Below are 13,992 nucleotides of genomic sequence, written 5' to 3'. Positions count from 1 at the left end.
AGGGGGATGGTCACAGCTCACATGTGACCATCCCCCTCCCTCTGTGTCCGCTCACATCGCGGCGGGAACCTCGATGCCGATCAGGTCCAGGGTTTCCTCGAAGGCACGGCGCAGGCGGCCGACTAGCGCCAGACGGGCTTCACGCAGGCCCGGCTCGGACTGCAGCACGTTGGTGGCGGGCTTACCCTGCCGGTCCTTGGCATTGAACCACGCGTTGAAGGCCGTAGCCAGGTCCAGCGCGTACTGCGCCACCACGTGCGGCGAGTGGACGCGCACGCTCTGGGCCACCACCTCGGGCAGGCGGGCAACCATCTTGGCCAGCGCCAGATCCACGTCCGGCAACGCGTCCCAGTCGGCGCCGCTGCCGTCGATGCTGTGGCCGGCTTCCTGGGCCTTGCGCAGAATGCTGGCGGCACGCACGGCGGCATATTGAACGTAGGGCGCCGTGTCGCCGTTCAGCGCCAGCGCCTGCTCCCAGCGGAAGTCGATCTTGCGGGTTGGCTCGGCCTTCAGCATCGCGAAGCGGATGGCGCCGATGCCGATGCGCCGGGCGATCTCGGCGGCATCTTCACGGGCCGCCAGATCGGGGTTCAGTTCGGTCAGGGCAGCCAGGGCACGTTTTTCTGCCTCGTCCATGGCGTCGTCAGCACTGACCACGATACCTTTGCGGCCACTGATGGTCTGACCTTCCAGGGTCACGAAGGCGTAGGACAGGTGAATGCTGCGGTCCTTCTTCTCCTGCTGGCCGGCCACGCCCAGGCTTGAGCGCACCACGGTCTGCGGGTGATCCTGGCGCGAGTCGATCACGTTGATGACCTCGTCGGCATGACCGAAGCGCCGCTGCAGGTCCGGCTCACCGTCCGGCGCGCTGGTCCAGACGGTCTTGCCATCCGGGTCGGTCATGAAGGGCCTGAACTTCATGCCCTCGAACAGGCCGAACTTCCAGAACTGGTACCCGATGTCCTTGGCAGCGTACATGGCCGTGCCGTCCGAACGGATCAGCACCACGTTGGGTTCTTCAAGCCCCGGCATGAATTCAGAAACGTCCATCACGAAGGCTCCGGCGTACTTGCCTTCAGTGGGGCGCGACGTGTAGCGGCTGCCTTCCAGGATGTTCATGGCCTGGGTCAGGAAACCGCTGCCCACCACGTCCGACTCCCAGTTCAGCAGGTCATAGCGGGCTCCCAGCCGGAAGCAGGTTTCCAGGTGGGCGCTCACGACCTTCTCGACCTCAGCGCGCAGCACGCCGGCCTCCAGGCGGTGCATGACGGCGCTGATGCCTTCCTCCAGGTCAGGCTTGGCCGGGTCGGCATTCAGGCGGACATAGCCTTCACCGAGCCAGTGGTCGTACTTGCGCAAGCCGTCCCATTCCCGGTGGTAGTGATTGATGGCAAACAGGGCCTCGGCAGCCTGCCGGCCGGTGTCGTCAATGTAATTCTGAACCTCGACCGTGTGGCCAGCGGCACGGAAAATCCGCGCCATGCTGTCGCCGAGCACCACATTGCGCAGGTGGCCCACGTGCAGTTCCTTGTTGGGGTTGACGCTGGTGTGCTCGATGACGACTTTCCCATCCAGGGCCGGCACGGCAAAGGGGTTTTCCACCACGCCGCGCACGAACATGGCCGTATCGAGGAAAAAGTTCAGGAACGGCCCGGTCGCCTCCACGCGCTTGATCCCTGCCGGAAGCTGCACGGTCTGCGCCAGCTGAGCAGCAATCTGGGCCGGGTTGCCGCCGGCGCTCTTGGCCATCTGAAATGCTGCCGGGGTGCCGTAATCGCCCGGCTTGGTGGCGGGGGTGTCCTGAATGGCCGCGTCCACCGGCATGCCCATGCTCTGGGCGGCGGCCTCCACAGCGGCTTTGAGTTGTGCCTTCAAGTCCATAGTCAGAGAGTCTATCGGGAATGGTGTGCCGGCTGCTCTTCTCGGCCAGCCTGCATACCCCGGTCGGCGTACCCAGCCTGAAAACCCCGGTATCTGGCCTGGCTATGAACCGACCAGATTGCCAGCTCTGGGACTGACTGTGGTGCCCGAACGATGTGCGTGTGCGGTTGACCCCAAGGGCAGCAGAACTGCCCATGTGGCTCGGGCCTGCAATACGGACCACATCCGAAAGCTCGCTTTTCAGAATCGGGCCGGACGCGTGATCGTCCTGCGAGCACTTACTGGCCGCCGGTCTCCACCCACGAGCGGCACCCATGGCAGAAGGTAAACCTCCCCGGAAGACGGAGTGGCCAGGGTGGGGCCGAGTCGCTCATGCGCCCCGGCTACGCTCGGAGTCATGAACCGACTGGCATCGGAATCCAGCCCGTACCTGTTGCAGCACAAGGACAACCCGGTGGACTGGTGGCCGTGGACTCCCGAGGCGTTTGCCGCAGCCCGGGAGCGCGATCTGCCGGTGCTGCTGTCGGTGGGGTACAGCACCTGTCACTGGTGCCACGTCATGGCCCACGAATCCTTCGAGGACGAGGTCACGGCCGCACAGATGAACGAGCATTTCGTGTGCATCAAGGTGGACCGTGAGGAGCGGCCGGACGTGGACGCCGTGTACATGGCCGCGACCCAGGCCATGACCGGACAGGGCGGCTGGCCCATGACTGTGTTTCTGACCCCGGAGGGCGAGCCGTTCTATGCCGGCACGTATTTTCCGCCGCAGGATGGCTACGGCCTGCCCAGCTTCCGGCGCCTGATGGCCAGTGTGGCCAATGCCTGGCACAACGACCGCGCCAAGCTGACCGGCAATGCCCGGGCCCTGACCGACCACGTCCGGGAAGCCAGCCGGCCCCGACCATCGCAGGGCGACCTGCCAGCCGACTTTCTGCAGGAGGCGCCGCACAAGCTCCGCAGCGTCTTTGATGCCGACCTGGGGGGGTTCGGCGGCGCGCCCAAGTTCCCGGCTCCAACCCTGCTGGAGTTCCTGCTGACCCGTCCCGAGGGCCGCGACATGGCGCTGCATACCCTGAAGCGAATGGCCGCAGGCGGCATCTACGACCAGCTCGGCGGTGGCTTTCACCGCTACAGCGTCGACGAGCGCTGGCTGGTGCCCCATTTCGAGAAGATGCTGTACGACAACGCGCAGCTCACGCGGGTGCTGCTCCAGGCCTACCAGCACACCGGCGACGAGGACTTTGCCCGCCTGGCGCGCGAGACCCTCACGTACCTGGAACGGGAGATGCTCTCACCCACCGGCGGGTTCTACAGCGCCCAGGACGCAGACACCCCCACCGACCATGGCGGAGTGGAGGGCCTGACCTTCACGTGGACTCCCGCTGAAATCCAAGAGGTGCTGGGAGAAGAGGCGTCCCTGATCGAGCGGGTCTACGGCGTGACCGAGCAGGGTAACTTCCTGGACCCCCACCGCCGGGAATACGGCAGCCGCAACGTGTTGCACCGGCCGGCTCCCCTGGACCGGCTGGCCCAGGACCTGGGTGAGGACCCGTCCACCTTGCATGCTCGTGTAGAACAGGTCCGCGCCCGCCTGCTCGAAGCGCGTGAGCAGCGGACCCAGCCGGGGACCGACGACAAGATTCTGACCTCCTGGAACGGGCTGGCTCTGGCGGCCTTCGCGGATGCCGCACGGGTGCTGGGAGAGCCCCGGTATCTCGAGATGGCCCGCCGGAACGTCGAATTTGTCACCCGCGAACTCAGGCTGCCCGATGGCACGCTGCGGCACACGTTCAAGGATGGACAGGCCAGAGTCGAGGGTCTTCTGGAGGACCACGCACTGTATGGCCTGGGGCTGGTCGCCCTGTTTCAGGCCGGCGGTGACCTGAGTCACCTGGAATGGGCCCAGGAACTCTGGACCGTGGTCCGGCGCGATTTCTGGAACGAGGAGGCCGGAGTCTTTCATTCCACGGGCGGTCAGGCCGAGACCCTGCTGTCGCGGCAGGTACAGGGCTTCGACTCGGCGGTGCTGTCGGACAATGCGGCGGCGGCCCTGCTGGCCCTGTGGATGCACCGCTACTTTGCCGACCAGGAGGCCGAGGCGATTGCCCGGCGCACCGTGCAGAGCTTCCGCACCGATATGCAGGCTGCTCCCTCGGGCTTCGGGGGCCTGTGGCGGGCTGCCGCGTTCCTGCAGGCACCACACACCGAGGTCGCCATACTGGGAACGGCTCCCGAGCGCGCTGCCCTCGAACGGGTGGCGGCCCGCTTTGCCCTGCCCTTCACGGCCCTGGCATTCACCGAGCCGGGAGGACGTCTGCCGGTGCTGGAAGAACGTGGCGGGGGCGGAACGGCCTATGTCTGCGTGAATCACGCCTGTCAGCTGCCTACGCAGGACCCCGTGGAGCTGGAAAAGCAGTTGGAAGGCCTTCCAAGCGCATAAGAAAGGGCGGCCACACCGCCGCCCTTCAACTGGAAATCTTGTCAGACCAGGGTCAATTCCCTGACCCCGTCCGGCGCCGCCACGAAGGCGCGCTCGGCCATGCCCAGGAAGAAGCCGGTTTCCACGACGCCCAGCGTGCCTTTCAACTGCCGCTCCAGGGCGGCTGGATCGAAGGACTCAGGCAGCTGGGCATCAAAGATGTAGTTGCCGTTGTCTGTCACGTAAGGTTGCGCTCCGGGCTGACGCAGCCTGCCCCCAAGCCCCATCGCCCTCAGACGCTCGATGGTGCTCAGAAACCCGAATTTTGCGATCTCTACGGGAACCGGCGCCTTCTCTCCGAGGTGGGTGACAGTCTTGGTGTGATCAGCGATCACGATAAAACGCCGGGCCTGGACCTCGGTCAGCTTCTCGCGAAGCAGGGCGCCGCCCAGGCCCTTGATCAGGTTCAGGTGCGGGTCGATCTCGTCAGCCCCGTCAATGGCAATGTCCAGGGGGCGGGGATCAAGCGGCTCGACCGGAATGCCAAGCTGCCGCGCCAGCTGATCGCTGGCCTCGCTGGTTGCCACGCCCACGATGTCGCGCAGTTCACCTTCCGAGAGTTTGCGTCCCAGTTCCTCGATGGCGTACTTGGCCGTGCTGCCCGTACCAAGGCCGACCCGCATGCCGCTCTGGACCAGGGCCGCCGCGCGAATGGCCGCCTCTTTTTTCAGCGCTTCAAGACTGCTCACGCTGCCGTTCCCTTCTCCTGGTGTTCCCGGATGGCCTGCGCGACGGCGTCGGCATGGCCCTCGACCTGGACCGCCAGCCATGACTTGACCAGTCGCCCATCTGGGCCGATCAGGAAGGTCTGCCGCTTGATCCCCTCGGTCACCTTGCCGTACAGCGTCTTGGGCCCATATGATCCGATGCTTTTCAGGAACCCGGCGTCCGGGTCGCTGAGCAGGGGAAACGGCAGGCTGTACTTCTCGGTAAACTGGGCATGACTGCTGGCATCGTCCCGGCTGACTCCCAGAATCACTGCCCCCAGGGATTTCAGCAGGGCATGATCGCGGAAATCGCAGGCTTCCTTGGTGCAGCCGGGCGTGTCGTCTTTGGGGTAGGTATACAGCACCACGTAACGGCCGGCGTACTGCGACAGACCATGCGCGGTTCCGTTCGCGTCGGGAAGGCTGAATTCAGGGAAGGACTCACCGGGCTGTATGCGTTGGGGTTCGGTCATGGCTCCAGGGTAGCGTGCAAGTGGAATTTTCTTTATTGTTCTCAGGCCACCCCGCGTATGCTGAAGGGCGTGAAGCTCGCGCCGTACATTGACCACACGCTCCTGAAAGCCACCGCCACCTCTGCTGATATCCGCGCCCTGTGTGCCGAAGCCCGCGAGCATTCCTTCTATGCGGTTTGCGTCAATCCAGTGTTTGTGCCGCAGGCCGTTGCCGAACTGGAGGGCAGCACGGTCAAGGTGGCCACCGTGTGCGGCTTTCCCCTGGGAGCCGTGTCCAGCGAGCAGAAAGCCGTCGAAGCGCGGCTGAGTGTGGAAGCCGGCGCACACGAGGTCGATATGGTCATCCATATCGGTGCGGCGCTGGAAGGCAGCTGGGACTCTGTGGAGGCTGATGTCCGTGCGGTGCGCCGCGCGATTCCCGAGCACGTGCTGAAGGTCATCATTGAGACCTGCTACCTGAGTGACGACCAGAAACGCGGCGCCACCGAGGCAGCCGTACGTGGCGGGGCGGACTTTGTGAAGACCAGCACCGGCTTCGGAACCGGTGGAGCGACGCCTGCAGATGTGGCCCTGATGCGCGACACCATTGCCGGTCGTGCCCAGATCAAGGCCGCTGGTGGGGTGCGCACCCCGGCTGACGCCCACGAGATGATCGCGGCGGGTGCCTCCCGCCTGGGCACCTCCGGCGGCGTGGCGCTGGTTTCCGGCGAGCAGAGCAGCGAGGGCTACTAATGCCTGCAGGGCATCCGGACGTGGTGCTGGCGTCCGGCAGTCCCAGACGGCGGGAACTGCTGGGAAGCCTGGGGGTGCCATTCCAGGTGGTGGTGAGCGGCGAGGACGAGGACAGCGCCGAAACCGATCCGGCGCGGCTGGCGGCAGAACTGGCGCTCCTGAAGGGCCGCTCGGTGGCTGGGCTGCACCCGGAAAGTGTGGTCCTGGCAGCGGACACGGTGGTGGCCTGCGAAGGTGTTCTGCTGGCCAAACCCGCTGACGTCGCCGAAAACGAGGCGTTTCTGCGCGTCCTGTCAGGCCGCAGCCACCAGGTGTTTACGGGCGTGGCAGCGCTGTGCGGCGCCGAGGAGCAGGTACAGGTGGCCCGGACTGACGTCACTTTCCGCCCGCTGACCGACGCTGAGATTTCCTTCTATGCGCGTAGCGGTGAGGGAATGGACAAGGCAGGCGGCTACGGTATTCAGGCGCTGGGAGCTTCACTCGTGTCAAGGGTCGAGGGCGAGTACACCAACGTGGTGGGCTTTCCGCTCAGCGTGGTGATCACGCTGCTGCGCCGCGCCGGGGTGCCGGTCTGGGGTGAGGTGCACGGCGCGTGAAGGAACGGCCCCGGCTCCTGCTGGTCTTCGTGGGCCTGCTGCTGATCAGTCTGATGATGCTGCGGTTTCAGGCGGTGGCGCCGACTGCCCTGCGCGCCTCTACGGCCCCGCTGACCCGGATCGGGGTAGTCACGGCGGACAATCTGCGCCGGGCCTATTCGACCCTGTTCGACGAACGTCGTCTGAATGCGGATCTGCGTAACCTCCAGGTGCAGAACGATGAGCTTCGGCAGCGCAACGAGATCCTGACCCGCGAGGTCACGCGCCTGCGCCAGCTGGAGAAGATCACGGCGACCCAGGCGCCCAACGCCCTGGGTATCGCGCAGGTCATCGCTGTGGACCCCAGTCCCCTGCTGGCGCGCCTGACTCTCAACAAGGGCAAACGTGACGGTGTGCGCCTGCGGATGCCTGTTACCGTACCGGGCGGACTGGTCGGGCAGGTCACGGGCGTCAGTGAGGGCCAGTCCACGGTGGTGGCCCTGGTGGATCCGGAAAGCAGTGTTGGGGTCACCCTGCAGGGCAGCAAGGGGGGCCGGGGGTTGGCCCATGGTCTGCCGCCGGACCGCCTGAAAGCCGAGTTTTCGCGCAGTGTGCCTGTCAAGAAAGGGGACGTTCTGGTGACCAGCAGTATCGGAGGGCTGTACCCGGTGGGAATCCGGGTCGGCACCGTAGAAAAGGTATTGCCCCTGGGGCCGAATGATGTCAACCGCAGCGTCATCGTGAAGCCGGCGGTGGACGTCGGCGTGATCGAAGACGTGACGATCCTGGAGGGCGTATGAGGGCAGCGGCCCGGGTGGCGCATGTTCACCGGGGCCCGGCGCGCTGGTTTCGGCCGGCGCTGTACGTCCTTGCCCTGGTCGTGGCGCAGGGCCTACTCTCGCGCCTCTTCGACACCCTTGGCCTGCCAGCACCGGACCTGTTTCTGCTGACGGGCGCTGCCCTGGCGTGGCGACTGCCTGCACTGAGTGCGCTGCTGGCTTCTTACGGGGTAGGGCTGGCGCAGGATCTGCTGGGCGGCGGCATGCTCGGCCTGCACGCGGCAGGTGTCGCGGGGGGAGCACTTCTGGTGCTGTTCGTCCGGCGTTCCTTTGGGGACAGCGGGATTTTCCAGGCCTTTCTGACAGTGCTGGCCGCCACCCTGGGCGAGTGGCTGGTATTCCTGCTGTTGACCTACTGGATGCGCTCGGAACTGGTCACGCTTGATACCCTGCTGGGCATCGTGCCGGTGATGTTCATAGGTACCCTGCTGGTTTCGCCGCTGTGGGAGCGCGTCATCGGCTGGGCGATGGGGCCGCGCGACGGCCAGGAAGAGCACTTTTCATGAGCAGGGCCATGGAACGGCGTCAGCAGCTGCGCCGCCGCGCAGGTGGCGGCAGCGCCAGGCGTCAGGCCGCCTCGGCTCCTACTGGACGGGTCCGCGTCATGGCGATGGCATTCACGCTGGGTCTGGTGGGCATGGGCGCGCGGCTGTATCAGTTGCAGGTGCTTGAGCACAGCCAGTTCGCCGTACAGTCCACCAGCAATTATCAGCGCGACGAGGTGCTGCGGGCCATGCGTGGTGAGATCCGCACGCGTGACGGGCTGCTGCTGGCCACCAACCGGCTCGCGGTGGATCTGGTGTACACCGGTCGGCGCGACCCCACCGACCCGGAGCAGGCCATTCCTTCCTGGGACAAGATCCGGTATCTGGCGGGCATCAAGGGCGATGTGCTGGTTGGTGGCCAGCCGCGTGAGCCTGATCCACGCAAGGAACCGGATGTGGTTCTGGCCCGCAACGTGCCCGAAGATCGTCTGGCGGCCCTGTACGAGTACGTGGTGCTGGTCCCGAGCCTGGAACTGCGCCAGCGCGTCGAGAGGATCTACCCGGAAGGCAAGCTGGCCGGCCACCTGCTGGGGTACGTCTCGGAAGCCAATGCCCGTGAGGTCGAGGAAGGCAACTACACGGTGGGCGACCTGGTGGGCCGCTCTGGGCTGGAATACAGCCTGCAGGGCACCATGCAGGGCAAGAACGGCCTGCGCCGGCGGGAGGTCACGGCGAATGGCCGGCCACAGACCGAGCGGGTGATCGATCAGGGCGTCAAGGGGCAGGACGTGACCCTCACGCTGGACAGCCTGCTGCAGCGCACTGCGGAAACCGCCCTGCGCGAAGGGCTGAATGACGTCAACGCCGGACGCGCCAAATGGGGCAAACCTGCCGAGAAGTTTTCCCGGGGTGCGGTGATCGCCTTTGACCCGCGCACCAACGAGGTGCTGGCCATGGCCAGCAGCCCGGCATATGACCCGAACTGGTTCTCGCGGGTGCCAAGCCCCGACCACAAGGCCAAGAACTGGGCCGTGGACCCAAATCGTCCCGACGCTGCTCTGGACGCGGTGACCAGCAACCGGGTGGTGCAGGCCTACAACCCGGGCAGTGTCTTCAAAATCGCCACCACCCTGATGTACATCGAGAAGTGGGGCAACTTTTCACTGCACTGCGCCCCCTCGTATTACTTCGGACGCGCCCGGTTCAACAACTGGGCCCGCTTCTCGCTGGGCATGGTGGACGGCCGCCTGGCGATCTCGTATTCGTGCAACCCGTGGTATTACCACTCGGCGGCGCAGGCGACTCCAGGCGTCTATTCCCGGCAACTCAAGAGCCGCCTGACCGAACTCGGCTACAACCGCACCACCGGCCTGGAGCTGGTGGGGGAAAAGACCGGCCGCCTGTCGAACATCGACGACTACACCACGCCCCAGGCGCCCTGGTTCCCGGGCTTCGGCCTGAACATGAGCATCGGTCAGGGAGATGTCCTGGTGACCCCCGCGCAGGTGGCCTGGGTCATGTCCACCATCATCAACACTGGCCAGCAGCGACCCATGACGGTCCTCAAGGCGGTAGGAGGCAAGGAGCAGCCCAGGAAGCCCGCTGTCAGCGTGGTCCGCAACGGCAACACCGACGTGTTCAAGCTGGTGCAGGAAGGCATGGCAGGGACGACAGCCGGTACCCGGTACGGCACGGCGATCCATGAGATCGGCCCGATGATCTTCCCGGTGCGGACGGGTGGCAAGACCGGGACCGCCGAGAACGGCCGAAGCTTCAAGGACGGCTATGCCTACACGCATGCCTGGTACGAAGGGTATGGTCCCATCGGCAAGGACGGCCAGCCCACCTTCGCGGTCGTGGCCTTCTTCCAGAACGGTGGCGAGGGTTCGGGGCCGGCGCTACGGGCCGTCAAACGGATGTTCGCCGCACGCTGGTGCGTCAAGCTCGACGAGCGCCTCAGTGCCCTTCCCCTCTCGGAACAGCAGCCCTGCCTGGGCGAACTGGAAGATATGCGCCGGGTCTACGCCGCTCGCGCGGCACGTGTCACCGGCACGCCGAAGCCCTGAGCCCGGACCAGACAGTTCCTGGGCACCTTAACAGCAGCGGCAACGGGAAGATTTCACGCTGCCGCATCCTTGTGGACGGCACAGGACGACTTCAGCCCGGGGACTGAGCGTCCTGGCCAAGCTCCTCAACGGCAAGTCCAACCCGGGCAGGACCGTGCAGCAGTTCCCCAAAGGCCGTAAACCTGGAGCCGTGACAGGGGCAGTCCCAGCTCTTTTCGCCAGTATTCCAGTGCACCACGCATCCGAAATGCGGACACCTGGCCGTGCGGGCGTGCAACGTGCCCTGGTCGTCCCGGTACACCGCGAGCTTCTTCAGCCCGTGACGAACGACCGCCCCCTCCCCCGGCGCCAGGTCACTCAGGTCGTCGCCGCCGGTGACCCACTCGCCAAGGTGGCCCGCGGCACTGATTCCCTCCTTGATCCATTCCAGGCGGTTCCCGCGTGGCAGGCGGTTGGCATCGTACAGGTCGACCCAGGCATTCTCGCGTCCTAGGATCAGGTCACGGATGACCCGACCCCCGATCGTTCCATGCGTCAGCCCGTTGCCCACGTCACCGGTGACGACGTAGACGCCCCCACTTTCCCCGATATAGGCCAGACCATCGGGGGTGTTTTCCACCTGCCCGGACCACGCCTCCCGGCGCTGGCCGACCGGAAACCGCTCACGCGCCCAGGCTTCAAGGCGCCCGTAGCGTTCCTCCGCGTCATCCGCACGCCCCACCACGTGGTCTTCGCCACCGACCAGGAGAGCGTTGCCGTCCAGCCTGACGTAATGGTAGGGGTCCACGGTGTCCCAGTAGTGCCCGGGCTCAAGGGCATCCGTCAGGTCCAGGGTCACCATATAGGTCCGGAAGGGTTCGAGCCGGAACGAGAATTTCACCCGGTCAGCCACGGGAACGTTGGTCGCCAGCACCACGTGTCGCGCGCGTACCCGCGCCCCACCTTCCGTAAGTACCTCTGAGGCGTCGTATGACGTCACGAGCGACTGGGTGTAGATCTGGGCGCCCAGTCGCTGCGCCGCCCGTGCCAGGCCCTGGAGATACAGCACAGGATGAAAGGCGGCCTGCTGTTCCAGGCGGATGCACGGTCCCAGGTCCCGAGTTCCGGCAGGCGGACCCACCATGCCTACGTCCAGGCCGGCGCTCTGCATGGCCGCCAGTTCTCGCGCCAGATCCTCCTGCTGGTCCGGTGGCGCGAACAGGAAGCTGGGGATCCGGGTCCAGTCACACGCGATCCCTTCGTCACGCACGATCCGCTCGATCTCATCTACCGCTTGCGTGTGACTCTGGGCAATCAACCGGGTCCGCTGTTCTCCGTGGATACCAGCAAGCTCGTAATACCGGAAATCCAGGCTGGCGGTCAGCTGCGCTGATGAGCGGGTTGTCTCGCCGCTGCCGATTTCATCCCGTTCCAGCAGGACGACCCGCTGGCCTTCACGGGCAAGCAGGTAGGCAGTCGTCAGACCAGCGATGCCGCCACCGACCACGACGGCGTCGGCCTCCACATCCCGGGTCAACGGTTGGAAGGAAGGCATAGGCCGCGCCCAATGGGATGTAGTCATACCTCACCGTAAGGACACAGCCCCATGCGCGGGATGTGACCTCTTTTAACGTTCCGGCGGTGTACGGCAGGCCAGAAATCACTCAGGGGCCACAAAGCCTGTAGCTCCTCAGGGTGTCTGCCCCCGGCTACCTGCTCAAGGTAGGGCCAGACTTTTCGCATCTAGCGGGAGGCGCGCGGCGGAAGCGGTGAGAGATTGGCAGGTGGGGTTGCTGCAGGTGCCCCTTCACGGGTCACCCGCCAGATGATGCCGGTCCCGGGGAATGGTCTGGGGAAAGGGCCGGCTCCGGCCAGCCTGAACGTCAGCGCGCCAATATCGGCGATGTACATGGCCGAGCCGTCCGGGGAGAACCGCACGTCAACGGGGTGTTTGGGCCCCGGCGTGGAGATGTACTCTGCCCCCCTGGGTCCCAGCGATCCTGGCCGGGCCGTGAAGAAGGTCGCGCTTTCTCCGGTCGCGGGATTGATCCGAATCACCTGCTGACCCACCACCGGCTGGTCGGGACCCGTGGCAGGCACGCCCGCGCCGAATTCGCCCAGAAACATCTGGCCCTGGAAGCCAAATCCAGCATTCCGACTGAAGTCGAACTTGGTCACGGCCGCGTGTTTGGGACGGGTCATCAGGGGCTTTTCTACTGCGGGATGCTCGGCCATCAGGAACTGGGGCCTGGGCCCTCGCGAGGAGCGGAACCGTGGGTCTGTGACCGGGATACCACTGGAATAGTCCGGCCAGCCATACCAGGCGTTCTGCTTTACGACCCAGATGTTGTCTTCGGCGTTGGCGATGGGACGGCTGCCTCGCTCGTCGTAGCCGTTGTCTGTGGCGTACAGCCGGCCGTCCGGGCCCCAGCCGACGCCGTAGGGGTTGCGGAAGCCCCAGGCATACACGTTCAGGTTCGAACCGTCCGGGTTCATCTGCAGCACCGTTCCGTTGGCCTTGACCTGCCCTGGAATCACCCTGGCACCGCTGTGTCCAAATGGCTGGAAGGGGCCAGTCCGCACCAGCATCGACGTGTTCGGGTTACGGTTGAACAGGCTGGTCACTGCATAGGCGAGGTTGCTTCCCAAGTCCACGAGCCGGCCCTGCCGGGCCAGGACGTTGTTCGGCTGCGGGGTCAGAAAGGATTCGTTGGTCAGCCGGACATCCCGGGCGGGCACATCACGCATGTCGGGCCACAACAGCAGATCGGTAAAGGGATAGGCATTGTCCAGACCGATCACCCCGGAGTTGGTCATGGTCCCCAGTCCGAAGTAGATTTTTCCGTCTGGCCCGGCTGTCATCTGGTTGTTCTGGTGGTTGAAGTTCACGGGCAGGTCGGTCACCAGATGCGTGACCGCTCCGCTCTGGTCAAGTGCGGAGATCCGCCCGAAGTGCGAAATGTACAGCCGGCCCTGGTGCCACAACAGGTCGTTGATGGGCCCCCTGAGCTGCTCAGCAACAATGGCAATTTCGCCGGCAGGTGTCACCCGGAGGATGCGTGCGGGCGCTACCGGATCACCATAGGAGAACCCTGCTTCCGCCACATAGAGATTGCCCCGGTCATCCATCTCCACGCTGGTGGGATGCTCCAGGTCACGCATGACCACTTCGACCCGGTAACCTGCAGGCACCTGTGCCGCGGCAGCGTCTGCTGGTGGCACCCGGGGAAAGTCACGCGGGAAAATCCCCTGCGGATAACTGGGATTGACAACCGTACAGCTTGAAAGGCACATCAGAAGTGCTGCGAGCGTAAAGCGAAAGTGCCGGGGTCTTGGCCGCATAACGTCTCCTTTTAGAGGGACCCACAGGTACCAGAGCCGCATTTTGTCCCTGAACCCCAGCGTGGCACAGCATGAGAAGTCACCTCAACCTGTTTAAGTAAAGAATGAGCTCATGATGTAGGGTCTGGCCACAGGCCAGTCGTCTGACCTTCTCAGCCCTGGGACGCGCCATGACCATGTGAATCGGGAGGCCCCTATTTTCAAGGCCTCCCGCATGCAAGTGGACTTATTGATCACGGCGTAGATTTGCATCCATAAGGTGTTGCGGGAGGTCAACATACCGAACACGTTGCCACGCACCAGTCAGCTTCTCCTTCAATGCCACCGAGGTGCGGGCGCAAAAATTCCCCAGCACATGGCGCTTGATATACGCCCAGACCAGCTCAATGGGGTTCAGCTCCGGAGCATACGGCGGCAGAAACACTACAGAA

General features: G+C 65.0%; 12 protein-coding genes. 6 read left to right on the top strand and 6 right to left on the bottom strand.

The features are described from left to right. Positions 1-51: 51 nt before the first annotated feature. Positions 52-1,881, bottom strand: coding sequence for an arginine--tRNA ligase (locus IEY49_RS05470; protein ID WP_189005331.1), 1,830 nt, complete (start codon positions 1,879-1,881; stop codon positions 52-54). Positions 1,882-2,278: 397 nt separating this feature from the next. Here IEY49_RS05470 and IEY49_RS05465 point away from each other — a divergent pair, with 397 nt between their 5' ends. Continuing rightward, positions 2,279-4,324, top strand: coding sequence for a thioredoxin domain-containing protein (locus IEY49_RS05465; RefSeq protein WP_189005329.1), 2,046 nt, complete (start codon positions 2,279-2,281; stop codon positions 4,322-4,324). Positions 4,325-4,365: 41 nt separating this feature from the next. Here IEY49_RS05465 and rpiA read toward each other — a convergent pair whose 3' ends face one another. Together rpiA and prxQ are read right to left on the bottom strand one after the other, a co-directional pair. Further along, positions 4,366-5,052, bottom strand: a complete 687-nt coding sequence (rpiA, locus tag IEY49_RS05460) for a ribose 5-phosphate isomerase A (protein ID WP_189005327.1) — start codon at positions 5,050-5,052, stop codon at positions 4,366-4,368. Next, the gene (prxQ, locus tag IEY49_RS05455; RefSeq protein ID WP_189005325.1) at positions 5,049-5,543 is read right to left on the bottom strand and encodes a thioredoxin-dependent peroxiredoxin PrxQ; all 495 of its coding nucleotides are present in this window, start codon (positions 5,541-5,543) and stop codon (positions 5,049-5,051) included. The genes rpiA and prxQ overlap by 4 nt, the downstream gene beginning before the upstream one ends. Positions 5,544-5,612: 69 nt before the next feature. Between prxQ and deoC the strand changes: the two genes are divergently transcribed. Genes deoC through IEY49_RS05430 form a run of 5 tightly spaced genes read left to right on the top strand, consistent with a single transcriptional unit; the run spans position 5,613 to position 10,240 of the window. Further along, positions 5,613-6,275, top strand: a complete 663-nt coding sequence (gene deoC / locus IEY49_RS05450; protein WP_229780652.1) for a deoxyribose-phosphate aldolase — start codon at positions 5,613-5,615, stop codon at positions 6,273-6,275. Next, the gene (locus IEY49_RS05445; RefSeq protein ID WP_189005321.1) at positions 6,275-6,871 is read left to right on the top strand and encodes a Maf family nucleotide pyrophosphatase; all 597 of its coding nucleotides are present in this window, start codon (positions 6,275-6,277) and stop codon (positions 6,869-6,871) included. The genes deoC and IEY49_RS05445 overlap by 1 nt, the downstream gene beginning before the upstream one ends. Further along, positions 6,868-7,650: a rod shape-determining protein MreC gene (gene mreC / locus IEY49_RS05440; RefSeq protein WP_189005319.1), complete on the top strand. Its 783-nt coding sequence runs from the start codon at positions 6,868-6,870 to the stop codon at positions 7,648-7,650. The genes IEY49_RS05445 and mreC overlap by 4 nt, the downstream gene beginning before the upstream one ends. Continuing rightward, positions 7,647-8,195 (top strand): rod shape-determining protein MreD, encoded by a 549-nt coding sequence (mreD, locus tag IEY49_RS05435; RefSeq protein WP_189005316.1) that lies wholly within the window; start codon positions 7,647-7,649, stop codon positions 8,193-8,195. Before mreC ends, mreD begins: the two co-directional genes overlap by 4 nt. A gap of 8 nt (positions 8,196-8,203) precedes the next feature. Beyond that, on the top strand, positions 8,204-10,240 hold the full coding sequence (locus IEY49_RS05430; protein WP_229780651.1) for a peptidoglycan D,D-transpeptidase FtsI family protein: 2,037 nt from the start codon (positions 8,204-8,206) through the stop codon (positions 10,238-10,240). Positions 10,241-10,331: 91 nt separating this feature from the next. Here IEY49_RS05430 and IEY49_RS05425 read toward each other — a convergent pair whose 3' ends face one another. The 3 genes from IEY49_RS05425 to IEY49_RS05415 all read right to left on the bottom strand — a co-directional run. Continuing rightward, a complete protein-coding gene (locus tag IEY49_RS05425; protein WP_189005312.1) occupies positions 10,332-11,801 on the bottom strand; it encodes an FAD-dependent oxidoreductase in 1,470 nt (489 codons plus the stop codon). Positions 11,802-11,962: 161 nt separating this feature from the next. Continuing rightward, positions 11,963-13,561, bottom strand: coding sequence for a PQQ-dependent sugar dehydrogenase (locus tag IEY49_RS05420; protein ID WP_189005310.1), 1,599 nt, complete (start codon positions 13,559-13,561; stop codon positions 11,963-11,965). A gap of 226 nt (positions 13,562-13,787) precedes the next feature. Further along, positions 13,788-13,992, bottom strand: a 205-nt coding sequence (locus IEY49_RS05415; RefSeq protein ID WP_189005308.1) for a transposase, incomplete at its 5' end; no start/stop codon positions are given.

Origin of the sequence: Deinococcus malanensis (assembly GCF_014647655.1) — a bacterium.
GTDB lineage: Bacteria > Deinococcota > Deinococci > Deinococcales > Deinococcaceae > Deinococcus > Deinococcus malanensis.
Note: the sequence above shows the minus strand (reverse complement) of the source record. Positions and strands in the feature narration are given on the sequence as shown.